The 22,290-nt window shown below is 66.0% G+C and carries 19 protein-coding genes and 1 pseudogene; 18 read left to right on the forward strand and 2 right to left on the reverse strand.

The features are described from left to right. Positions 1-24: 24 nt before the first annotated feature. Positions 25-879, reverse strand: a complete 855-nt coding sequence (locus ACAD63_RS06910; RefSeq protein ID WP_434033634.1) for an endonuclease/exonuclease/phosphatase family protein — start codon at positions 877-879, stop codon at positions 25-27. A 236-nt stretch (positions 880-1,115) separates the two neighbouring features. On the opposite strand from ACAD63_RS06910, the gene rlmD reads away from it, so the two are divergent. Continuing rightward, complete coding sequence (rlmD, locus tag ACAD63_RS06915) at positions 1,116-2,420, forward strand: 23S rRNA (uracil(1939)-C(5))-methyltransferase RlmD (protein WP_255519963.1); 1,305 nt, start codon at positions 1,116-1,118, stop codon at positions 2,418-2,420. A 121-nt stretch (positions 2,421-2,541) separates the two neighbouring features. Further along, a pseudogene (locus ACAD63_RS06920) lies at positions 2,542-3,489 on the forward strand (IS4 family transposase); the annotation flags it as partial. 115 nt (positions 3,490-3,604) lie between these two features. Here ACAD63_RS06920 and ACAD63_RS06925 read toward each other — a convergent pair. Then, a complete protein-coding gene (locus ACAD63_RS06925; protein WP_133096535.1) occupies positions 3,605-4,309 on the reverse strand; it encodes a Bax inhibitor-1/YccA family protein in 705 nt (234 codons plus the stop codon). 372 nt (positions 4,310-4,681) lie between these two features. Here ACAD63_RS06925 and ndk point away from each other — a divergent pair, with 372 nt between their 5' ends. The 16 genes from ndk to ACAD63_RS07005 all read left to right on the forward strand — a co-directional run bounded on the left by ndk (position 4,682) and on the right by ACAD63_RS07005 (position 22,248). Beyond that, positions 4,682-5,107 (forward strand): nucleoside-diphosphate kinase, encoded by a 426-nt coding sequence (gene ndk, locus ACAD63_RS06930; protein ID WP_434033635.1) that lies wholly within the window; start codon positions 4,682-4,684, stop codon positions 5,105-5,107. 36 nt (positions 5,108-5,143) lie between these two features. Further along, positions 5,144-6,298, forward strand: a complete 1,155-nt coding sequence (gene rlmN, locus ACAD63_RS06935; RefSeq protein ID WP_195431953.1) for a 23S rRNA (adenine(2503)-C(2))-methyltransferase RlmN — start codon at positions 5,144-5,146, stop codon at positions 6,296-6,298. Next, complete coding sequence (gene pilW / locus ACAD63_RS06940; protein ID WP_434033636.1) at positions 6,295-7,074, forward strand: type IV pilus biogenesis/stability protein PilW; 780 nt, start codon at positions 6,295-6,297, stop codon at positions 7,072-7,074. The genes rlmN and pilW overlap by 4 nt, the downstream gene beginning before the upstream one ends. Next, complete coding sequence (locus tag ACAD63_RS06945; protein WP_133096532.1) at positions 7,067-8,059, forward strand: RodZ domain-containing protein; 993 nt, start codon at positions 7,067-7,069, stop codon at positions 8,057-8,059. The genes pilW and ACAD63_RS06945 overlap by 8 nt, the downstream gene beginning before the upstream one ends. Positions 8,060-8,111: 52 nt before the next feature. Further along, a complete protein-coding gene (ispG, locus tag ACAD63_RS06950; protein ID WP_133096531.1) occupies positions 8,112-9,404 on the forward strand; it encodes a flavodoxin-dependent (E)-4-hydroxy-3-methylbut-2-enyl-diphosphate synthase in 1,293 nt (430 codons plus the stop codon). 38 nt (positions 9,405-9,442) lie between these two features. Next, complete coding sequence (gene hisS / locus ACAD63_RS06955; RefSeq protein ID WP_133096530.1) at positions 9,443-10,837, forward strand: histidine--tRNA ligase; 1,395 nt, start codon at positions 9,443-9,445, stop codon at positions 10,835-10,837. A gap of 63 nt (positions 10,838-10,900) precedes the next feature. After that, on the forward strand, positions 10,901-11,533 hold the full coding sequence (locus ACAD63_RS06960; RefSeq protein ID WP_135705507.1) for a YfgM family protein: 633 nt from the start codon (positions 10,901-10,903) through the stop codon (positions 11,531-11,533). 50 nt (positions 11,534-11,583) lie between these two features. Next, positions 11,584-12,759, forward strand: a complete 1,176-nt coding sequence (gene bamB / locus ACAD63_RS06965; protein ID WP_133096528.1) for an outer membrane protein assembly factor BamB — start codon at positions 11,584-11,586, stop codon at positions 12,757-12,759. A gap of 223 nt (positions 12,760-12,982) precedes the next feature. Beyond that, complete coding sequence (der, locus tag ACAD63_RS06970) at positions 12,983-14,326, forward strand: ribosome biogenesis GTPase Der (RefSeq protein WP_133096527.1); 1,344 nt, start codon at positions 12,983-12,985, stop codon at positions 14,324-14,326. Positions 14,327-14,537: 211 nt separating this feature from the next. Then, positions 14,538-14,777: an RNA chaperone Hfq gene (gene hfq, locus ACAD63_RS06975; RefSeq protein WP_029046151.1), complete on the forward strand. Its 240-nt coding sequence runs from the start codon at positions 14,538-14,540 to the stop codon at positions 14,775-14,777. A 289-nt stretch (positions 14,778-15,066) separates the two neighbouring features. Further along, positions 15,067-16,311 carry a GTPase HflX gene (gene hflX / locus ACAD63_RS06980; RefSeq protein ID WP_135705506.1) on the forward strand — a complete coding sequence of 415 codons (1,245 nt, stop codon included), beginning with the start codon at positions 15,067-15,069 and terminating at the stop codon, positions 16,309-16,311. 172 nt (positions 16,312-16,483) lie between these two features. After that, positions 16,484-17,839, forward strand: a complete 1,356-nt coding sequence (gene hflK / locus ACAD63_RS06985) for an FtsH protease activity modulator HflK (protein WP_135705505.1) — start codon at positions 16,484-16,486, stop codon at positions 17,837-17,839. 11 nt (positions 17,840-17,850) lie between these two features. Next, entirely contained in the window at positions 17,851-18,759 is a 909-nt protein-coding gene (hflC, locus tag ACAD63_RS06990) for a protease modulator HflC (RefSeq protein ID WP_133096524.1), read from the forward strand. 194 nt (positions 18,760-18,953) lie between these two features. Continuing rightward, entirely contained in the window at positions 18,954-20,105 is a 1,152-nt protein-coding gene (locus ACAD63_RS06995; RefSeq protein ID WP_135705504.1) for an ATP phosphoribosyltransferase regulatory subunit, read from the forward strand. Between the two features lie 85 nt (positions 20,106-20,190). Then, positions 20,191-21,531 carry an adenylosuccinate synthase gene (locus ACAD63_RS07000; protein ID WP_135705503.1) on the forward strand — a complete coding sequence of 447 codons (1,341 nt, stop codon included), beginning with the start codon at positions 20,191-20,193 and terminating at the stop codon, positions 21,529-21,531. Between the two features lie 147 nt (positions 21,532-21,678). Further along, positions 21,679-22,248, forward strand: a complete 570-nt coding sequence (locus ACAD63_RS07005; RefSeq protein ID WP_029046156.1) for a phosphoribosyltransferase — start codon at positions 21,679-21,681, stop codon at positions 22,246-22,248. Positions 22,249-22,290 lie beyond the last annotated feature (42 nt).

Below are 22,290 nucleotides of genomic sequence, written 5' to 3' on the forward strand. Positions count from 1 at the left end.
CACCCGCCGGCGGGTGCCATGGCCTTAAAGGTCCAGCGATAGCAGGATCGGCTGGTGGTCCGAGTCGGCCGTATCTGCGTTGATCTCGCAACGCCGGATCCGCGCGGCCAGGTTGTCCGTGACGAACATGAAGTCGCAGGCGAACGGTGGCTCGGGCCATTGCTCCTTGTCATGGATGGCGCAGGTCGGCGCGTGCGGCTGGCCGGGATGTGTGAGCAGCCAGGCGTCGCGCCATGGCGTGGTGGCGTCGTCGAACGGCTCCAGCATGCGCCGATAGGCAATGTCGTCGGGTTTGCTGTTGAAATCGCCGCACAGGATGGCTTCGGCGGGGCGCGGTTCCGGCGTGAACGGCCCGGGCCACTTCTCGCTGCGGCCCGGGCGACGCGCGTGGTCGCAGGCCTGGGCATGCCAGTCGCGCAGGGCTTCGGCCTGCGCCGCGCGCTGGAGCGCCGAGTAATACTCAAGGTGCGTGCAGATCACGCGCAGCGACTGCGTGCCGGCTTCGACAGTGACTTCCAGCGCAACGCGCGGCATCGACGCCACTTGCGGGTCCGCCGGCCACGGCAAGGCGTGCCGGAATACCTCGCGTACTGGTAGCCGCGTGGCTATCAGGTTGCCGAATTGCTTGTGTGTGCCGTTGCGGTCGCGCCGGTCCACGCCTGACGCAAAGAGCAGGTGATAGCCTGGCAGCAGGGCGGTCAGTTCGGCAACCTGGTCGATGCCTGGCTCGCCGCGCAGTTCACCGAATCCGCGCGTGACTTCCTGCAGGCAGATCACATCGGCATCGGCCATCGCGTGCAGTGTGTCCACCTGCCGCGCCAGGTCCACACGCCCGTCCGCGCCGCGGCCCCATTGGATATTCCAAGAAATCAGTTCCATGCGACGCCTCCATCGTTGACCCGGCCGGTCTGGCATACAATCGCGCTTTCGTAAAACAATACGTCAGGTTTTATCTGGTGTCCCAAGCCGTGTCCTCCCCACAAGAAACGACCGCCGTCGCGCCCGAATCAGCTGCACCGGGTGCCGCTCCCGCCGCAAAAGAGCCCCGTGGCCGTGGCAATGCCAATGGCAATGCTCCGGGCGTCGACCCCGTGGTGTCGATCGACAGCCTCGACATGGAGGCACGCGGCGTCGGCCGCCTGGTGAACGAGGACGGCACGCCTGGCAAGGTGATCTTCGTCGAAGGCGCATTGCCGGGCGAGACCGTCAGTTATCGCAGCTACCGGCGCAAGCCCAGCTTCGAGCAGGCGCACCTCGGCGAAGTCCTGCAAGAATCGGTGATGCGCGTAAAGCCGGGCTGCCAGCATTTCGGTGTCTGCGGCGGGTGCTCGATGCAGCATCTGGATTCGCGCGCGCAGCTTGCGATCAAGCAGCGCGTGCTGGAAGACAACTTGTGGCACCTGTCCAAGGTGAAGCCCGACGTGGTGTTCCGGCCGATCGCCGGTCCGGACTGGGGCTACCGCTACCGCGCGCGCCTGACCGTGCGCCACGTGGTGAAGAAGGGCGGCGTGCTGGTGGGCTTCCATGAGCGCAAGAGCAGCTATGTCGCCGACATGACGCGTTGTGAAATCCTGCCGCCGCATGTCTCGGCGATGCTGGTGCCGCTGCGCGAACTGGTGGCGGGCCTGTCGATCCGCGACCGCATGCCGCAGATCGAGCTGGCCGTCGGGCATGAAGTGACGGCGCTGGTGCTGCGCATCCTCGAGCCGCTGACCGATGCCGACAAGGACCTGCTGCGCGCCTTCGCCGATAAATACAAGGTGCAGTTCTGGCTGCAGCCGAAGGGGCCGGACACGGTCTACCCGTTCTACCCGACCGACGTCGAGCTGGCCTATACGCTGCCGGAATTCGGCATCCGCATGCCGTTCAAGCCGACCGACTTCACGCAGGTGAACCACCAGATCAATCGCGTGCTGATCGGCCGCGCGCTGCGCCTGCTCGATGCGCAGCCGGGCGACCGCCTGCTCGACCTGTTCTGCGGCATCGGCAATTTCACGCTGCCGCTGGCCACGCAGGGCAAGTCGGTGATGGGCATCGAGGGCAGCGAGGCGCTGACCACGCGCGCACTGGCCAATGCGGAATACAACGGGCTGGCCGCCAAAACCGAGTTCGCGTGCCGCAACCTGTTCGAAGTCACTGCCGACGACATCGCCGCGCTGGGCCGCTTCGACCGCTGGCTGGTCGATCCGCCGCGCGAAGGCGCGCTCGCGGTGAGCAAGGCGCTCGGCGAGCTGGCGCAGCAGGGCAGCCACGTGCTGCCGCGGCGCATCGTCTACGTGTCGTGCAGTCCCGCCACGCTGGCGCGCGATGCCGGCCTGCTGGTGCACGAGGCGGGCTACCGCCTGAGCGGCGCCGGCGTGGTCAATATGTTTCCCCACACGTCGCACGTGGAGTCGATTGCGGTATTCGACCGCGACTGACCGCGCCGTGCGCCAAAAGAAAAAGCCGGCCTTGGCCGTAATGCCGTTCAGTTAAGTCTGAACGGCATTTTTCTTTGCAGGGGTTGTAAACAAGGTGTCGAGCTGTTAACTTGCCGTTCCGATGCTATCGGAACAAGTCCACGCCACCCTTGAGCTTAGTGAGCCGGCCAGTTTTGCCCGGCTCAGCGAGCACCTGCCGATGGCTTGGATTGAGCAAGCGCTGGCAGCCTCGGGGACAGCGTCCGTTCGCCGGCGCCGACTGCCAGCAGAGCAGGTGGTCTGGCTGGTCATCGCGCTGGCGCTCTATCGGCACCAATCGATTCCCGATGTGCTGGAGACGCTGGACCTGGCACTGCCCAACGATGCCAACGCCTGTGTCAGCAAGAGCGGGATCGCCCAAGCCCGCGAGCGGCTTGGAGACAAGCCTCTGTTGTGGCTGTTCGAGCAGACCGCACGGGCGTGGGTGGCTCAGGATGCTGCGCACTACAAATGGAAGGGCTTGGCGCTTTACGCCATGGATGGGACCACCTTCCGCACTGCCGATAGCCCTGAGAATCGCCTCCACTTTGGCGCGCAGAGCTACGCCAGCGGCAAGGTCGCCAGCTATCCACAAGTCCGCGGGGTCTCGCTCACGGCTGTTCCCACCCATCTTGTTGCCGATATCGCCTTTGGCTGCTATGGGCGCAACGAGATGCTCTATGCCAAGGAGCTCATTGAGCGGATCCCGGATCATTCGTTAACGATCTTTGACAAGGGCTTTCTGGCCGCAGAGATCCTGTGGGGCTTGCGCATGGGCGGCAGCGAGCGCCACTTCCTGATCCCCGCTAAGAAGAATCTGCAGTGGGAGTTGCTCTCAGGCAACGAGGGCGATGGCATCGTCCAGATGAAGGTCTCGCCTCAGGCTCGCCGCAAGAATCCTGCCTTGCCAGAGACTTGGACAGCTCGCGCGATCCGGGACGAGGACTCAGACCGCGTCCTGTTGACCTCGTTGACAGACCGTCGGCGCTTCAAGGCAGCCGACATCATTGGGTGCTACAAGCGCCGTTGGGAAATCGAAACCAGCTATCGGCCCCCGTGAAGTCAAAGCCCTGCCTAAGCGCTACACCGTCCGGTTCCTCAGAAAGGACCTTAACTGAACGGCATTACGGCCTTGGCCGGCTTTTTTCATGCCGCGGCGTTTGCCGTCATTCCCGGCTGCCGCCGAAGATGCCCAGCAGCGCCAGCAGGTTGGCGAAGACGTTGTACACGTCGAGGTAGATCGCCAGCGTGGCGGTGATGTAGTTGGTCTCGCCGCCGTTCACCACGCGCTGTACATCGAACAGGATGTAAGCCGAGAAGATACCGATCGCGATCACCGACACCGTGATCATCAGCGACGGCAGCTGCAGCCAGATATTGGCAACGCTGGCCAGGATCAGCAGGATCAGGCCGACGAACAGGAACTTGCCCAGGCCGGAAAAATCGCGCTTGCTGACGGTGGCGATGGTCGCCATCGCGCCGAACACTGCCGCCGTGCCGCCAAAGGCGTACATGATCAGCGCCGGTCCGTTGGAAAACGCCAGCGTTGCGCTGATCAGGCGCGACAGCATCAGTCCCATGAAGAACGTGAATGCCAGCAACAGCACCACGCCCATGCTGCTGTTCTTGGTTTTCTCGATGGCGAAGAAGAACCCGAACGCGATGGCCAGGAACAGGATTAGCGACAGGCCGGGGCTGCCCGCCATGAAGCTGAAGCCGGTGGCCACGCCGACCCATGCACCCAGCACGGTGGGGATCATCGAAAGGGCCAGCAGCCAGTAAGTGTTGCGCAAGACCCGGTTGCGAACGACGACGTCAGTGACGGTCGACGCACTGTTGCCGAAACCGTAGGTATTCAGCTTGTTATCCATGGTGACTCCTGTCTCGAAACGGTGAGGCGCCGGGCCTGTCCGAAATAAAGAGAATTTTCGGATCGACCGCGGACGGAACCATCGTCAATGTGGCATCTGGTTGGCCGAATTGCAAGGGCGGGGTAATCCCGCAGGCACCCGCGCCCCTGTTTCGGCCTGTTCCGTGCTGCCTTCGTTTGACGGACGCCGGGGCGCCACGTTCCAGACATGACGAGGATGTAATGTGCAGCCAGTGCTACTTGCGGCCAGGATGTGGCTTTTGACCGGTGACACCCGCGCCAGAGCGGCCCAGACCCTCGAAAGGGTCATCGTCTTCGTGCTAGAATTGCACGTTTAATCCATTTGTAACCCCTTCATTTTTCGGAGTTTTTCATGGCGATCGAACGCACCCTGTCGATTATCAAGCCGGATGCCGTGGCCAAGAACGTCATCGGCCAGATCTACGCCCGTTTCGAGGCCGCCGGCCTGAAGATCGTTGCTGCCAAGATGGTGCACCTGTCGCGCGGTGAAGCCGAGCAGTTCTATGCTGTGCACAAGGAGCGTCCGTTCTTCAAGGATCTGGTCGACTTCATGGTTTCCGGTCCGGTCATGATCCAGGCCCTGGAAGGCGATAACGCCATCGCCAAGAACCGTGACCTGATGGGCGCCACCGACCCGAAGAAGGCCGAGAAGGGCACCATCCGCGCCGACTTCGCCGACAGCATCGACGCCAACGCCGTGCACGGCTCGGACGCCGCCGAAACCGCTGCCGTGGAAGTTTCCTTCTTCTTCCCGAGCATGAACGTCTACAGCCGCTAATTGGCTGCTGACTGAACTGAAGCCGAGTTTGCCGTCATGAACGATCTCGTCAACCTGCTCGACCTCGACGCGGACGCGCTCACCGCCTATTGCGGCGAGCTCGGCGAGAAGCCGTTCCGTGCGCGGCAACTGCAACGCTGGATCCACCACTACGGTGCCAGCCGTTTCGACGCCATGTCGGATCTCGCCAAGTCGCTGCGCGAAAAGCTCTCGACCCGGGCCGAGATCCGCGCGCCTGCCGCCATCACCGACAACCTGTCGGCCGACGGCACGCGCAAGTGGCTGCTCGACGTCGGTGAGGGCAATGCGGTGGAAACGGTGTACATCCCCGAGGAAACGCGCGGCACGCTGTGCGTCTCCTCGCAGGCGGGCTGCGCGGTCAACTGCCGCTTCTGCTCGACCGGCAAGCAGGGCTTTTCGCGCAACCTGACCACGGGCGAAATCATTGGCCAGCTGTGGATGGCGGAGTTTGCCATGCGCGAGCAGCTGGGCCGAGGCCCCAAGGACGACCGCGTCATCTCCAACGTGGTGATGATGGGCATGGGCGAGCCGCTGCTGAACTACGATGCCGTGGTGCCGGCCATGCGGCTGATGCTGGACGACAACGCCTACGGCCTGTCGCGCCGCCGCGTGACCCTGTCCACTTCCGGCGTGGTGCCGATGATGGACCGGCTGTCCAAGGACCTGCCGGTGGCGCTCGCCGTGTCGCTGCACGCGTCCAACGACGCCTTGCGCGACGTGCTGGTGCCGCTGAACAAGAAATACCCGCTGGCCGAACTGATGGCGGCATGCCGCCGCTACCTGGAATTCGCGCCGCGCGATTTCATTACTTTCGAATACTGCATGCTGGACGGCGTCAACGATGGCGTCGAGCATGCGCGGGAACTGCTGAAGCTTGTCGCCGACGTGCCGTGCAAGTTCAACCTGATCCCGTTCAACCCGTTCCCCGAATCGGGCCTGAAGCGTTCCAACAACGAGCAGATCCGGCGCTTCGCGCAGGTGCTGATGGACGCGGGCATCGTGACCACCATCCGCAAGACGCGCGGCGACGATATCGACGCCGCCTGCGGACAGCTGGCCGGGGAAGTGAAGGACCGTACCCGCCTGGCCGAGCGCGGCAAGTTCGGCAAGATCACGCCACTGGTGCCGGTCAACAGCGCCGGCCAGCCTCGGGAGGCTCGCCCTGCATGATCCGTCTGATCGCTGCGGCCCTGTTCGGGCTGCTGATGTTGTCCGGCTGCCAGCTGCCGCACTCGCCGGCTCAGGATCTCCAGACCGCTTCCGACCAGACCGATGCAAGGCGCCGCGCCGGCATCCGGCTGCAGCTGGCCACCAACTATCTCGAAGCCGGCCAGAATGCGGTCGCGCTTGACGAGATCAAGCAGGCGATCGCCATCGATCCGTCGCTCGCGGATGCCTACCATGTGCGCGCGCTGATCTACATGAATATGAACGAGCAGGCGCTGGCCGACGACAGCTTCCGCACCGCGGTATCGATGCGCGGCAACGACGGCGACCTGCTCAACAACTATGGCTGGTTCCTGTGCCAGTCGGGCCGCTATGGCGAGGCCGTGCCGATGCTGCAGCGCGCCGTGTCGGCGCCGTCGGCCGGTGGTCCGGTGAAACCGCTGATCAGCCTGGGTGCGTGCGAGCTGCGTCGCGGCAACAGCGCCGATGCGGAAAAGAATCTGAAGGCCGCACTAGGCTACGACCGCAACAATCCGGTGGCAAACACCAATCTGGCGCTGGTCTACTACCGGCGCGGCGATTTCGCGCAGGCCCGGCAGTATGCCCAGCGCGTCAACAGCAGCCAATTTGCCAGTGCGCAATCCCTCTGGCTGGGAGCGCGCATTGCACACCGCCAGGGCGATGGCCGCACGCAGGATGCGCTGGTCGCGCAGCTGCGCAGCCGCTTCCCCGATTCGCGTGAGTTGACCGCATACGAACAAGGAGCATGGGATGAGTGAGCACGACCGCGCCGCAGGCCAGGCCGTACCGACGCAATACGTCGGCGGTGGCGCGCACGAAGGAGAACGCGAAGCCGCAGCGCGCGAGATTGGCGCGGCACTGGCGCGCGAGCGCGAAGCGCAGCGGCTGTCGGTGGAAGATGTCAGCGCACGCCTGAAAGTGGCGGCGCCAAAGCTGCGCGCGATCGAAGCCGGCGACCTGCAGTCGCTGCCCGACGTCACTTTCGCCAAGGGCGTGATGCGGGCCTACGCGCGCATGCTGCATGTCGATATCGACGCGCTGCTGGCGCGCTTCCAGCCTCCGGTGGCACCGGTCAACGAAATCGCGCGCCAGCGCGAGGGCAGCCTCAATGCGGCGTTCGACGACCGCAAGCGCTTCCGCAGCGGCGGAGCTGGCGGCCGCTGGGTCTGGCTGGCGCTGGTGGCGGTGGTGCTGGCCGCCGGTGGCTGGTTCGGCCTGGACCATATCCGCCAGTGGATCGAGACCCGCAGCAGCGCGACCGAGACTGCCGTGACGGAAGAACATGCCGCCGCGCAACCGACCGAGCCCGGCACGGTGACCGCAGCGCTGCCGCCGGTAATGGCCGCCGCCGACTCGCCGGCGCCCTCGGCCGAAACCACGCCGGTCAGCGCCGCGGTCGCGACTGCCGCGCCGGCGTCGGCCGTGGCTGCCGTGCCAGTTGTAGCGCCCATTGTTGCGCCGGCCGCAGCAACGCCCGCGCCGGTGCCCGCAGCGCCTGCGGGCGCCGGCGAACTGCAGATCCGCTTCGCCGCCGACACCTGGTATGAAGTCCGCGACAGCAGCGGCAAGATCGTGCTGGGCGGCACGGCCAAGGCCGGCCAGGCCGTGGCCGGCGGCGGCAAGGCCCCGTACAAGGTGGTGATCGGCAACGTCAAGGGTGTCGAGTCGATGACGCGCAACGGCGAGCCGGTCGACCTGAAGGCAGCCAACCGCAACAACGTGGCGCGCCTGACGCTGCCCTGATCCGGGCCGGCGAAAGGTGCGGCGCAGTGCGTCTTTGCAAGGTGGTAATGCTATGAACCAACAGCTCTGTCTCCCGGTCCTGCCCGGCTCGCTGCCGCGCCGCCAGACGCGCCAGGCGCGCGTCGTGTGGGGCGATAACGTGGTGACCATCGGCGGCGATGCGCCGGTGCGCGTGCAGTCGATGACCAACACGGACACGGTCGACGCCATCGGCACGGCGATCCAGGTGAAGGACCTGGCGCGCGCGGGTTCGGAAATCGTGCGCATCACGGTGAACACGCCCGAGGCCGCCGCCGCGGTGCCGTCGATCCGTGAGCAGCTCGACCGCATGGGCGTCGACGTGCCGCTGGTGGGCGACTTCCACTACAACGGCCACAAGCTGCTGCAGGACTATCCGGCCTGCGCCGAGGCGCTGTCCAAGTACCGCATCAACCCGGGCAACGTGGGGCAGGGCGCCAAGCGCGACACGCAGTTCGCGCAGATGATCGAGATGGCGTGCCGCTACAACAAGCCGGTGCGCATTGGCGTGAACTGGGGCAGCCTGGACCAGGACCTGCTGGCGCGCATCATGGACGAGAACGCGTCGCGCGCCGAGCCTTGGCCGGCGCAGAGCGTGATGATCGAGGCGCTGATCACCTCGGCGATCGATTCGGCGAAAAAGGCTGAAGAGATCGGCCTGCCGGGCAGCCAGATCATCCTGTCGTGCAAGGTATCGCAGGTGCAGGAGCTGATCGCGGTCTACCGCGAACTGGCGCGCCGCTGCGACTATGCGCTGCACCTGGGCCTGACCGAGGCCGGCATGGGCAGCAAGGGCATCGTCGCCTCCACGGCGGCGCTGTCGGTGCTGCTGCAGGAAGGCATCGGCGACACGGTCCGCATCTCGCTGACGCCGGAACCCGGCGCGCCGCGCGAGAAGGAAGTGTATGTGGGGCAGGAAATCCTGCAGACCATGGGCCTGCGCAACTTCACCCCGATGGTGATTGCATGCCCGGGATGTGGCCGCACCACCAGCACGGTGTTCCAGGAGCTCGCGGCAAGCATCCAGACGTACCTGCGCGAGCAGATGCCGCATTGGAAAACCGCCTATCCGGGCGTCGAGGAAATGGATGTGGCCGTGATGGGCTGCATCGTCAACGGCCCGGGCGAGAGCAAGCACGCCAATATCGGCATTTCGCTGCCGGGCTCGGGCGAGTCGCCCGCGGCGCCGGTGTTCGTCGACGGCGTCAAGGTAAAGACGCTGCGCGGCGAGCGCATTGCCGAGGAATTTCAGGCGATCGTCGACGAGTACGTTCGCACGCATTACGGCCCGGGTGCTGCACGGGCCGATAAAGAAGTGGCAGCCTGAGCCGCACCGGCCAGGCCCCAGAAGCTGACAAGAACAGAATGACGCAATCCGACAACGCAGCCGCCGCCGGCGCTGCCAAGACTGAACCGAAGGCTGAACTGAAAGCCGAGCAGAAGGTGAAGCCCGCCAAGGCGCTGCAGGGCGTGAAGGGCATGAACGACATGCTTCCGGCCGACGCGCCGCTGTGGGAGCATTTCGAGAATGCCGCCCGCGCCATGTTGCGCGCCTACGGCTACCAGCAGCTGCGCACGCCGATCGTCGAGCACACGCAGCTGTTCGTGCGCGGCATCGGCGAGGTGACCGACATCGTCGAGAAGGAGATGTACTCCTTCACCGATGCGCTCAACGGCGAGCAGCTGACGTTGCGTCCCGAAGGGACCGCCGCCGCCGTGCGCGCGACCATCGAGCACAACCTTCTGTACGACGGCCCCAAGCGCCTGTGGTACACCGGCCCGATGTTCCGCCACGAGCGCCCGCAGCGCGGCCGCTATCGCCAGTTCCACCAGCTGGGCGCCGAGGCGCTGGGCTTTGCCGGTCCGGACGTCGACGCCGAGATCATCCTGATGTGCCAGCGCCTGTGGGACGACCTGGGCCTGGTCGGCGTGCGCCTGGAGATCAATTCGCTGGGGCAGGCCAATGAGCGTGCCGCCCACCGCGAGGAGCTGATCAAGTACCTGGAGGGCTTCCAGGACATCCTGGACGATGACAGCAAGCGCCGCCTGTACACCAACCCGCTGCGCGTGCTGGATACCAAGAATCCGGCGCTGCAGGAAATGGCCGCCAATGCGCCCAAGCTGATCGACTTCCTGGGCGAAGAGTCGCTGGCTCACTTCGAGGGCGTGCAGCGCCTGCTCAAGGCCAACAACATCCCCTTCAAGATCAATCCGCGCCTGGTGCGCGGGCTGGACTACTACAACCTGACGGTGTTCGAGTGGATCACCGACAAGCTCGGCGCGCAGGGCACCATCGCCGGCGGCGGCCGCTATGACCCGCTGATCGCGCAGATGGGCGGCAAGCCGGCACCGGCTTGCGGCTGGGCCATGGGCGTCGAGCGCATCATCGAGCTGATCCGCGAAGAGGGCGTGGTGCCCGACGCCGCGGGTTGCGATGTCTACCTCGTGCACCAGGGCGAAGCCGCCGCGCAGCAGGCGATGGTCGCGGCCGAGCGGCTGCGCGACGCCGGCCTGGACGTGGTGCTCCACGCCAGCCCCGACGGCAAGGGCGGCAGCTTTAAGTCGCAGATGAAGCGCGCCGACGCAAGCGGCGCGGCCTATGCCGTTATCATTGGCGACGACGAAGTGGCCGCTGGCGTGGTCCAGGTCAAGGAACTTCGCCAGCGCGATCAGGCCGAAGGCGGTGGGCAACAGGCCACCGTGCAGGCCGAGGGCCTGGTCGACTACCTGATCGACGCCATGGTCGGCGCCAGCGAATAAGCGCGCCCGCCGCACCGTCATCCAAGACGCCCGTATCCAACCAACGCAGGTGATTGCCTCGACATGGCTTACGATCTAGAAGAACAGGAACAGCTTGAGAATCTGAAGGCCTGGTGGCGCCAGTACGGCAATGCGCTGACCTGGGTGGTCATCGCCGCGCTGCTGGCGTTTGCCGGCTGGAACGGCTGGAAGTACTGGGAGCGCAAGCAGGCCGGCGAGGCCGCGGTGCTGTACGAGCAGGTGCTCAAGGCCGCCGAGGCACGCGATGTCGAACGCATCAAGCGTGCGGCAACCGACCTCGAGGACAAGTACGGGCGTACCGCCTATGGCCAGATGAGCGCACTGGTCGCCGGCCGCGTGTTGTATGACGCGGGCGACCTGGCCGCGGCCAAGACCCAGCTGCAGTGGGCCATCGACCACGGCGACGAAGAATACGCGCATCTGGCGCGGGTGCGCCTGGCCGGCGTGCTGCTCGACGAAAAGGCTTATGACAAAGGCCTGGCGTTGCTGAAGGACGAACCGCCGGCAGCGTTCATGTCGCTGTATGCCGACCGCCGCGGCGACCTGCTCGCCGCGCAGGACAAGCGCGACGACGCGCGCGCCGCCTATCGCAAGGCGCTGGACAAGCTGGGCGAGGCCGAGCCGGCCACGCGCCAGATCATCCAGTTCAAGCTCGATGCGCTGGGCGCGGCCTGATGCGGCCGCGCGCGCTTTATAGCATCACGCAAAACCAGGACCGTAACCTTATGACGTCAGTGCTTTCCCGTGCCGTACACCGCCAGCGCGCCCGCGCCGTGACCCGTGCGCTGGTGGCGGCTGCCTGCCTGGCCGCGCTGGGCGGCTGCTCGCTGTTCAGCAAGGAAAACAAGCACCCGCCCGCCGAACTCAAGCCGGTCTCGGCCACGCTGACCGTGCGCCAGGCGTGGAAGGCCGATGTGGGCAAGAGCGGCCCGTATTCGATGCAGCCCGCCGCGGCGGGCAACAATGTCTATGTGTCGTCCAACAACGGCAACGTGATGGCGCTGGAAGGCGCCTCCGGGCGCGTGCTGTGGAAGGCCAAGACCGACCTGGACCTGACCTCCGGCCCGGGCAGCGATGGCTCGGTGACCGCGGTCGCCGGCGAGAAGGGCGCGATCTACGCCTTCGACGCCAGCGGCAAGCAGATCTGGAAGAAGCAGGTCAACGGCGAGGTGCTGTCCGCGCCGCTGGTCGGCAACGGCCTGGTGGTGGTGCGCACCACCGACACGCGCGTGTTCGGCCTCGACGCCGGGACCGGCGAGCGCCGCTGGATCTACCAGCGCTCGCAGACGCCGCTGAACCTGCGTGCCGCGATGGGGATGGTGTTTGCCGGTGACGGCATCGTGATGGGCTTTCCCGGCGGCAAGCTGGGCGTGCTGACGCCGGGCAACGGCGTGCTGCGTTGGGAAAGCACGATCTCCTATCCCAAGGGCGTATCCGAGATCGAGCGCCTGAACGATGTCACCGGCCAGCCGATGATCAGCGGCCGCCAGGTCTGCGCCACCACCTTCCAGGGACGCGTGGCCTGCCTTGAGCTGGCCAGCGGCCAGCCACAGTGGGGCAAGGATTTCTCGTCGCCGAGCGGCCCCGCGCAGGATGACAATGCCATCTATGCCAGCGACGAGCAGTCGGTGGTGCATGCCTTCGACCGCCAGAACGGCACCGAGCGCTGGAAGAACGACCAGATGCGCAACCGCCGCCTGGGTGCGCCGCTGGCACTGGGCCGCTCGGTGGTGATGGGCGACTTCGAAGGCTATGTCCACTTCCTGTCGCGCGAGGACGGCCAGGTCGTCGCCCGCATGAAGACCGATGGCAGCGCCATCACCGCCGCGCCGGTGGTGGCGGGGCAGACGCTGGTGATCCAGACCCGCGACGGCGACGTCTTCGGGTTCCAGCCGGGCTGACCAGCAAGCAGTGCGCGCTGCCGTACACCTGTCGGTACGGTGCGCGCCGAATCCGGTAGCATGATCCCTGGTCGTGCGGCAAATTGCGCAGCGGGTTGCTGACCGGCGCCGCGCCCCGACAGGACAAGCGGCAAGGGCGCCCACGGGTGCGCGTGCCGTCGGATCCATTGACTCCGGAGTAACCGGGGGGCGGCAGGTGCCGGCCCCCGTTTCCGTTTATTGCATGAAACCAGTTATCGCACTTGTCGGCCGTCCCAATGTGGGGAAGTCGACGCTATTCAACCGCATGACCCGCTCGCGCGACGCCCTCGTCGCCGACCTGCCGGGCCTGACGCGCGACCGCCACTATGGCGAGGGCCGCGTCGGCGAGCGTCCGTTCATCGCCATCGACACCGGCGGCTTCGAGCCGGTGGTCAAGGAAGGCATCGTCGCCGAGATGGCCAAGCAGACCAAGCAGGCGGTGGTCGAGGCCGACGTGGTGATCTTTATCGTCGACGGCCGCCTCGGCCTGGCGCCGCAGGACCGCGCCATTGCCGACTACCTGCGCAAGACCGGCCGGCGCATCATGCTGGCGGTGAACAAGGCCGAGGGCATGAAGTACACCTCGGTTGCCGCGGATTTCTACGAGCTCGGCATGGGCGATCCGTACGCGATCTCCGCTGCCCACGGCGACGGCGTGCGCGAGCTGGTCGACGAAGCGATCGAGCTGGCGGTGCAGGAGCGCCCGGAACTGGCCGCCGAAGAGCCCGTGGACGGCAAGGGCGTCAAGATCGCCATCGTCGGGCGCCCCAATGTGGGGAAGTCCACGCTGGTCAATACGCTGATCGGCGAGGAGCGCGTGATCGCGTTCGACATGCCAGGCACGACCCGCGACGCCATCTACGTGGAATTCGAACGCGGCGGCAAGCCTTATACGCTGATCGACACGGCGGGCCTGCGCCGGCGCGGCAAGGTGTTCGAGGCGATTGAAAAATTTTCAGTGGTCAAGACGCTGCAATCGATCGCCGATGCCAACGTCGTGATCCTGCTGCTGGATGCGCAACAGGACATCTCCGACCAGGACGCGCATATCGCGGGCTTTATCGTTGAATCCGGCCGCGCGCTGGTGGTCGGCGTCAATAAATGGGACGGGCTGGACGGCCATACCCGCGACCGCATCAAGCACGACCTCGAGCGCAAGCTGCAATTCCTGAATTTCGCGAATTTCCACTTTGTGTCGGCGCGCGAGCGCACCGGCATCGGCGCGCTGATGCGTTCCGTCGACGACGCCTATGCCGCGGCCATGGTCAAGCTGCCGACGCCGCAGCTGACGCGCGTGCTGCAGGAAGCGGTCGAATTCCAGCAGCCCAAGCGCGTCGGCGCATCGCGTCCCAAGCTGCGCTATGCGCACCAGGGGGGCTCGAATCCGCCGATCATCGTGATCCATGGCAACGCGCTGTCAGGGGTTGCGGAGACCTATCGGCGGTATCTGGAAAACCGTTTCCGTGCGGCCTTCAAGCTCAAGGGCACCCCCCTGCGCATCGAATTCCGTACGAACAAAAATCCGTACGCGGACTCGAAGGATTGAGTCCGGAATCGGATCCTTGGCGGGGCCAGTTTTCGTTTGCGTTCGTTTGGAACTGCGGCTAAATTCACGGTAGCAGGGGGTTCCCTGTGCATTGACGCCGACTTGGTACCGTTTTTGATCTTTTTTCTGGCGCGTTTTTGCGCCGCTTGACTTGAACCGGGGAGTTCCATCCCCATCATTCACCACTAAACCTATAAATTTGGAGTGTGCCATGAGCAACAAAGGGCAACTGCTACAAGACCCGTTCCTGAACGCGCTGCGCAAAGAGCACGTGCCGGTGTCCATCTACCTCGTCAATGGCATCAAGCTGCAAGGCAATATCGAATCGTTCGATCAGTACGTCGTGCTGCTGCGTAACACTGTGACGCAGATGGTTTACAAGCATGCGATTTCCACCGTCGTTCCGGCGCGCGCGGTCAATTTCCGCGTGGATGATTCCTCCGAGAACTGATCTGCCTCACGGCCGCGGCAACCCGCGGTCGCGGACCCAAGGCATCGGCCTGGCGCCCTTCAGGGTTGCACCGGTGCCCGGTACCGGTGCGCCAGCGCGGCCGGTGCCTGCCGGACCGGCCGCGCATCTCGCCGCCGTGGCTTCCCGCCCGGTGCGGGCAGCCATCCCGGCCGGGGACAGGGCAGGGCGGGACTTCCGCCGGCCATCCCTGGAAACCATCGGAAAGCGTTCCGCTATTCCTTGCTATTCCTCTCGCTACCGCTAATTCCCAGCGCATTCGCGCCATCCCTTGGATCCCAGAGCTACTTCCAACACTGCCCCGTCGCGCGCCATCCTCGTCGGCGTCGATTTCGGCAAGCATGATTTCGAGGAAAGCCTCAGCGAGCTCGCCTTGCTGACCTCCACCGCCGGCTCGCTGCCGGTGCATACGCTGACGGGCCGCCGCTCGCGGCCGGATCCGGCGCTGTTTATCGGCTCGGGCAAGGCCGAGGAACTGAAGGAAGCCGCCGACGCGCTCGATGCCGACGTGGTCGTGTTCAACCACGCACTCAGCCCGGCGCAGCAGCGTAACCTCGAGCGCTTCCTGAACCGCCACGTGATCGACCGTACCGGCCTGATCCTGGACATCTTCGGGCAGCGCGCGCAGAGCCACGTCGGCAAGGTGCAGGTCGAGCTGGCGCAGGTGACGTACCGCGCCTCGCGGCTGGTGCGCGCGTGGAGCCACCTGGAGCGGCAGAAGGGCGGTATCGGCATGCGCGGCGGCCCCGGCGAGCGCCAGCTCGAGCTGGACCGGCGCATGCTGGACGACCGTGCCAAGCGGCTCAGGGCGGACCTTTCGCGGCTGCAGCGCCAGCACAGCACGCAGCGGCGCGCACGCGCGCGCAACGACACGCTCAGCATTTCGCTGGTGGGCTATACCAATGCCGGCAAGTCGACGCTGTTCAACGCGCTGACCAAGGCGCGCGCCTATGCCGCCGACCAGCTGTTCGCCACGCTCGATACCACCTCGCGGCGGCTGTTCCTGGACGGGCTGGGCAACGTGGTGCTGAGCGACACGGTCGGATTTATCCGCGACCTGCCCACGCAGCTGGTGGCGGCGTTCCGTGCCACGCTCGAGGAAACGGTCCATGCCGACCTGCTGCTCCATGTGGTCGATGCATCTAGTCCGGTGCGCCATGAGCAGATCGAACAGGTCAACCGCGTGCTGGCCGAGATCGACGCGTCCGACATCCCGCAGATCGTGGTGATGAACAAGATCGATGCGGCGCCCGAGTTGCTGGACCAGGGCCCGCGCACCGAGCGCGATGAAGACGGCATTCCCACCCGGGTGTTCCTGAGCGCGCGCGAAGGGATCGGCCTGGATGCGCTGCGCGAAGCGGTGGTCGAGGTGGCCCAGTGGCTGGCCAGCCGCCCGCCGGAGCCCGCGCCCTACGACCAGAGGCTGGGCGACGCCCATCTGTATGAGGGCAACGGCGACAGCGGCGATCTGGCAGGCGATGGCGCCGACGACGACCAGCTGGGGGCCAGGCCCTGAGCCGGGCCAGCGCGGAGTCTTGCGCGGCTCAGGTGCCGCAGTGGTGCCGCAGCGGCGCATCTGCGGCCCGATTCGGAGCGCCTTTCCACGGATTGGTCGCGATTTGGGTAAATGTGGCGCAGATGACTGCTAGAATCCCCCTGTTACAAACTTCCCCGGACCCGTGCACTTCATGCCCCAGTTTCCCCGGAATGCTGATTCGAGCCTGACACCAGGCAGCCGCTTCGCGCCACGCGCGGGCTGGCAGCGCCTGCGCGCCATCTTCTCGCTGAACGATCCGCGCTGGGGTCGCAATGGTGACGACGACGACAAGAAGGACGGCCGCGACGACAACCGCCAGCAGAACCAGCGCCCGCAGCAGGATGGCGGCCCGCCGGATCTGGACGAACTGTGGCGCGACTTCAACCGCCGCCTGAACGGCCTGCTCGGCCGCAAGGAAAACGGCGGTGGCGGCAACCAGGGATTCGGCGGCCCGCGCACCCCGGGCAAGGGCTCGGGCGTGGGCGTCGGCGTGATCGTGGCCGCGGTGGTCGGCATCTGGCTGGCCAGCGGCTTCTTCATGGTGCAGGAAGGCCAGACCGCCGTGATCCTGCAGTTCGGCAAGTTCAAGTATTCGGCCGGTCCCGGCATCAACTGGCGGCTGCCCTGGCCGATCCAGTCGGCCGAGGTTGTCAACCTGTCGGCGGTGCGCTCGGTCGAAGTGGGCCGTTCCACCTCGATCAAGGACAGCAACCTGAAAGACTCGTCGATGCTGACGCAGGACGAGAACATCATCGACGTGCGCTTCACCGTGCAGTACGTCATCCAGGACGCGACCGAGTTCCTGTTCTTCAACAAGACCGACCGCGGCGGCGACGAGGAGCTGGTGACCCAGGCCGCCGAGACCTCGGTGCGCGAGATCGTCGGCCGCAACAAGATGGATGCGGTGCTGTACGAGAACCGCGAGCAGATCGCGCAGGGGCTGGCCAAGTCGATCCAGGCCATCCTGTCGGCCTACAAGACTGGCATCCGCGTGCTGTCGGTCAACGTGCAGAGCGTGCAGCCGCCCGAGCAGGTGCAGGCCGCGTTCGATGACGTCAACAAGGCCAGCCAGGACCGCGAGCGCGCGATCAGCGAAGGCCAGGCCTATGCCAATGACATCATCCCCCGCGCCAAGGGTACCGCGGCGCGCCTGATGGAAGAGGCCGAAGCCTACCGCTCGCGCGTGGTGGCGCAGGCCGAGGGCGATGCCTCGCGCTTCCGCTCGGTGCAGGCCGAATACGCCAAGGCGCCGCAGGTGACGCGCGACCGGATCTATCTCGAAACCATGCAGCAGATCTACACCAATTCGACCAAGGTGCTGGTGGACGCGCGCCAGGGCAACAATCTTCTTTACCTGCCGCTGGACAAGCTGATGGCACAAGCTGGCGACGGCCGAGCGGCCACCCCTGGCCAGCCGGGAGCCGGCACGCCGGCGCCGGCTCCCGAGACTTCGCCGGATACCCGGTCGCGCGAATCGCTGCGCAACCGTGACCGCGACTCGCGCTGAGGAGACCCGTCATGAACCGACTGATTTCCTTCGCGATCGGCTTTTTCATCCTGCTGGCCGTGCTGTCGTCGATGCTGTTCGTGGTCGACCAGCGCCAGTACGCCGTGGTGTTCGCCTTCGGCGAGATCAAGCAGGTGGTGCGCGAGCCCGGCCTGCATTTCAAGCTGCCGCCGCCGTTCCAGAACGTGGTCTTCATGGACCGCCGCCTGCAGACCATCGACGTGGCCGCCAACGAGCGCTTCCTGACCGCCGAGAAGAAGAGCATGGTGGTGGACTGGTTCGTCAAGTGGCGCATCACCGATCCGCGCAAGTTCTTCGTCGCCTTCGGCGGCAACCTGCGCGGCGCCCAGGACCGCATGACCCAGCGTATCGATGCCGTGGCGCGCGAGGAGTTCGGCAGGCGCACCGTGGCCGACGTGGTCGCGGGCGAGCGCGAGCAGGTGATGCAGGCCATCCGCAGCGGCATGGTCGAATACGCCAAGTCGGTGGGTGTCGAGATCCTGGACGTGCGCCTGAAGCGCGTCGACCTGCTGCCGGCGATCAGCGAATCGGTGTACCGCCGCATGGAGGCCGAGCGCAAGCGCGTGGCCAACGAGCTGCGCTCCACCGGCGCCGCCGAGGGCGAAAAGATCCGCGCCGACGCCGACCGCCAGCGCGAAGTGGTGCTGGCCGAGGCCTATCGCGATGCCCAGGTGATCAAGGGCAACGGCGATGCCAAGGCGTCGCAGATCTACGGCGATGCCTTTGGCCGCGACCCGCAGTTCGCGCAGTTCTGGCGCAGCATGGAAGCGTATCGCAACACCTTCCGCGACAAGCGCGACGTGCTGGTGCTGGAGCCCAATTCCGAGTTCTTCCGCTATATGCGTTCCAGCGGCGGCGCCGCGGCGGCCGCGTCCGGCGGGTCCGGAGGCAAGCGCTAGAACGTCCGCTTGTCCGTGTGGCGAATTGACAAAACCCCGGCTTGCCGGGGTTTTGTCCGGCTGGAGCCATCATTGCCGAGTGATGGACCGGGCGCGCGGAGAGGCAGGGCTGCGGCAACAATGTGCCCGGGCGTGGCCCGGCACCGCGGGCGCGGAGCCCGCGGGGTAACCGAATGACCGAGAAGAGATTCACCATGTCCAACCATTGGCTGCTACCAGAAAACATTGCCGACGTGCTGCCGTCGGAAGCGCGCAAGATCGAAGAACTGCGTCGCCGCATGCTGGACCTGTTCCGCACCTACGGCTACGAGCTGGTCATGCCGCCGATGCTGGAATACCTGGAGTCGCTGCTGACCGGCACCGGGCATGACCTGGACCTGCGCACGCTCAAGCTGGTGGACCAGCTGTCGGGCCGCACCATGGGCCTGCGCGCCGATATCACGCCGCAGGTGGCGCGCATCGACGCCCACCTGCTGAACCGGCCAGGCGTGACGCGCCTGTGCTATGCCGGCAACGTGCTGCATGCGCGGCCGGCGGGCTTCCATGCCACGCGCGAGCCGATCCAGATCGGTGCCGAAATCTACGGCCACGCCGGCCTCGAAGCCGACGTCGAGATCCAGGAGCTGATGCTGGCTGCGCTGCAGGCTGCGGGCCTGTCGGAGATCCGCATCGACCTGTGCCACGCCGGCATCCTGGAAGCGCTGCTGGCCGGACTGCCGTCGATCCGCAAGATCGAGGACGCACTCTTTGCTGCGCTCGAGACCAAGGACGTGCCCGCGCTGCGCGAGCTGACCGTGGGCATGCCGCAGACCGAACGCGATGCGCTGCTGGCGCTGCCGACGCTGTACGGCGGGGTCGAAGTGCTGGACCGCGCCCGCGCCACGCTGCCGCCGAGCCCGGCGATCGGCCGCGCGCTGGACGAACTGGCCGCGCTGGCGGTGCAGGTGCGTGGCGCCAGCGTCAATATCGACCTGTCGGACCTGCGCGGTTACCACTATCACAGCGGTGTGATGTTCGCCGCCTATGTGGCGGGCCTGCCCAACTACGTGGCCCGCGGCGGGCGCTATGACAAGGTGGGCGAAGCCTTCGGCCGCGCCCGCCCGGCGACGGGCTTTTCGCTCGACCTGCGCGAAGTGGCGTCGCTGTCACCGGTGGAAGTGCGCGCCCAGGCGATTTTCGCGCCCTGGGATGCGGATCCGGCACTGCGTGCCGCGATTTCCGCGCTGCGTGCCGCTGGCGAGATCGTGATCCAGTCGTTGCCGGGCCATACTCACGAGCTCGACGAATTCAACTGTGATCGCCAGCTGGTGCGCCAGGATTCCGGCTGGGCCGTGGTGCCGCGCTGACGCCGGGCGAGCAATCCCGCCCAAAAATCGGGAATCGCCCTGCAACAAGAGTAGAATACGTTTTTAACCTATTGACCAAAGCAATATGTCCGCATCCGCAGTAGGCCAGGGACGCAATGTCGTCGTGATCGGCACCCAGTGGGGTGACGAAGGCAAAGGAAAAATCGTCGATTGGCTTACCGACCATGCAAAGGGCGTGGTGCGGTTCCAGGGAGGCCACAACGCTGGCCACACCCTGATCATCGGCGGCAAGAAGACCATTCTCCGCCTGATCCCGTCGGGCATCATGCGCGAAGGCACGATCTGCTACATCGGCAACGGTGTGGTGCTGTCGCCCGAGGCGCTGTTCCGTGAAATCGAAGAACTCGAAGCCGCCGGCCTGCAGGTGCAGAGCCGCCTGCGCATCTCCGAGGCGGCAACGCTGATCCTGCCGTACCACGTTGCCATCGACAAGGCGCGCGAAGCCCGTCGCGGCGCGGCCAAGATCGGCACCACCGGCCGCGGCATCGGCCCGGCATATGAGGACAAGGTTGCCCGCCGCGCGCTGCGTGTGCAGGACCTGTTCGATCCCGAGCAGTTTGCCGAGCGCCTGCGCGAGAACCTGGACTACCACAACTTCATGCTGACCCAGTACCTGGGCGCCGAAGCGGTGGACTTCCAGCAGACGCTGGACGATGCGCTGGCCTTCGCGCCGCGCCTGGCCCCGATGGTGGCCGACGTCTCGGCCGAGCTGTACGCGGTCAACGCCGCCGGTGGCAACCTGATGTTCGAAGGCGCGCAAGGCACGCTGCTCGACGTCGACCACGGCACCTATCCGTTCGTGACCTCGAGCAACTGCGTGGCCGGTGCGGCCGCCGCGGGTGCCGGCGTCGGTCCGGGCCGCCTGAACTACATCCTGGGCATCACCAAGGCCTATTGCACGCGCGTGGGCTCGGGCCCGTTCCCCAGCGAGCTGTACGACAACGACAACCCGCAGCGCCAGGACCAGGTCGGCGTGCGCCTGGCCAACGTCGGCAAGGAATTCGGTTCGGTCACCGGCCGTCCGCGCCGCACCGGCTGGCTCGATGCGGCCGCGCTCAAGCGCTCGGTGCAGATCAACGGCGTGTCGGGTCTGTGCCTGACCAAGCTGGACGTGCTCGATGGCCTGGACAGCATCAAGCTGTGCGTCGGCTACAAGCTCGACGGCACGACTGTCGACATCCTGCCGCGCGGCTCCGACGCCGTGGCGCGCTGCGAGCCGGTCTATGAAGAGTTCCCGGGCTGGAACGAATCGACCTTCGGCGTGAAGTCGTGGGACGCGCTGCCGGAGGCGGCCCGCGTCTACCTGAAGCGCGTGGAAGAAGTGGTGGGCATCCCGATCGACATGATCTCGACCGGCCCGGACCGCGACGAGACCATCCTGCTGCGTCACCCGTACAAGGCCTGACCCGGCAACCAGAAGCACGACGTAGTGCCGCGGCGTCACGAACGCCGCGGCCTGAAACAGACCATCGGCCCGCGCAAGCGGGCCGAGCCTTATTTGCCATCCGGGCCATCCGGGCCAACGGGCCACGAAGATATCTAGAGCAAAACGATGAACCTGCCAACCAACGATGAAGAGAACCTGTGGGTCTCGTGGGACGAATACCACCGCCTGATCGCACGCCTGTCGCTGAACGTGCATGAGTCTGGCTGGAAGTTCGACAAGATCCTGTGCCTGGCGCGCGGCGGCCTGCGCGTGGGCGACCAGATGTCGCGCATCTTCGACGTGCCGCTGGCGATCCTGGCTACCAGCAGCTATCGCGAGGCGGCTGGCACGCAGCAGGGCGACCTGGATATCGCGCAATACATCACAATGACGCGCGGCGAGCTGTCGGGCAAGATCCTGCTGGTCGACGACCTGGTCGATTCGGGCATCACGCTGGAACGCGTGGGCCGCCACCTGAAGGAGCGCTATCCGGCGGTGACCGAGGTGCGCTCGGCGGTGCTGTGGTACAAGGCCTGCTCGAAGATCGAGCCGGACTATCACGTGACCTTCCTGCCGTCGAACCCCTGGATCCACCAGCCGTTCGAAGAGTACGACACGCTGCGTCCCCACAACCTGGGCGCCTGGCTCAAGCGCGGCAAGCGCGCCAGCCTGCTCGACGACGACGCGAGCGCCTGAGCGTCGTCCCGCTTCATCTGTGCCCGCGGCGCCCGCCGCGCG

The sequence above is a fragment of the Cupriavidus sp. a3 genome (assembly GCF_051015765.1).
Taxonomy (GTDB): domain Bacteria; phylum Pseudomonadota; class Gammaproteobacteria; order Burkholderiales; family Burkholderiaceae; genus Cupriavidus; species Cupriavidus oxalaticus_A.

Bases quoted from the DNA above. Each gene is read 5' to 3' on its own strand.
- der (WP_133096527.1), top strand. From the start codon at position 12,983: ATGAAACCAGTTATCGCACTTGTCGGCCGTCCCAATGTGGGGAAGTCG.
- rlmN (WP_195431953.1), top strand. From the start codon at position 5,144: ATGAACGATCTCGTCAACCTGCTCGACCTCGACGCGGACGCGCTCACC.
- pilW (WP_434033636.1), top strand. From the start codon at position 6,295: ATGATCCGTCTGATCGCTGCGGCCCTGTTCGGGCTGCTGATGTTGTCC.
- hisS (WP_133096530.1), top strand. From the start codon at position 9,443: ATGACGCAATCCGACAACGCAGCCGCCGCCGGCGCTGCCAAGACTGAA.
- hfq (WP_029046151.1), top strand. From the start codon at position 14,538: ATGAGCAACAAAGGGCAACTGCTACAAGACCCGTTCCTGAACGCGCTG.
- ACAD63_RS06925 (WP_133096535.1), bottom strand. From the start codon at position 4,309: ATGGATAACAAGCTGAATACCTACGGTTTCGGCAACAGTGCGTCGACC.
- hflK (WP_135705505.1), top strand. From the start codon at position 16,484: ATGCCCCAGTTTCCCCGGAATGCTGATTCGAGCCTGACACCAGGCAGC.
- bamB (WP_133096528.1), top strand. From the start codon at position 11,584: ATGACGTCAGTGCTTTCCCGTGCCGTACACCGCCAGCGCGCCCGCGCC.
- ACAD63_RS06960 (WP_135705507.1), top strand. From the start codon at position 10,901: ATGGCTTACGATCTAGAAGAACAGGAACAGCTTGAGAATCTGAAGGCC.
- ispG (WP_133096531.1), top strand. From the start codon at position 8,112: ATGAACCAACAGCTCTGTCTCCCGGTCCTGCCCGGCTCGCTGCCGCGC.
- ndk (WP_434033635.1), top strand. From the start codon at position 4,682: ATGGCGATCGAACGCACCCTGTCGATTATCAAGCCGGATGCCGTGGCC.
- ACAD63_RS07000 (WP_135705503.1), top strand. From the start codon at position 20,191: ATGTCCGCATCCGCAGTAGGCCAGGGACGCAATGTCGTCGTGATCGGC.
- ACAD63_RS07005 (WP_029046156.1), top strand. From the start codon at position 21,679: ATGAACCTGCCAACCAACGATGAAGAGAACCTGTGGGTCTCGTGGGAC.
- ACAD63_RS06995 (WP_135705504.1), top strand. From the start codon at position 18,954: ATGTCCAACCATTGGCTGCTACCAGAAAACATTGCCGACGTGCTGCCG.
- ACAD63_RS06945 (WP_133096532.1), top strand. From the start codon at position 7,067: ATGAGTGAGCACGACCGCGCCGCAGGCCAGGCCGTACCGACGCAATAC.
- ACAD63_RS06910 (WP_434033634.1), bottom strand. From the start codon at position 879: ATGGAACTGATTTCTTGGAATATCCAATGGGGCCGCGGCGCGGACGGG.
- hflC (WP_133096524.1), top strand. From the start codon at position 17,851: ATGAACCGACTGATTTCCTTCGCGATCGGCTTTTTCATCCTGCTGGCC.
- rlmD (WP_255519963.1), top strand. From the start codon at position 1,116: ATGGAGGCACGCGGCGTCGGCCGCCTGGTGAACGAGGACGGCACGCCT.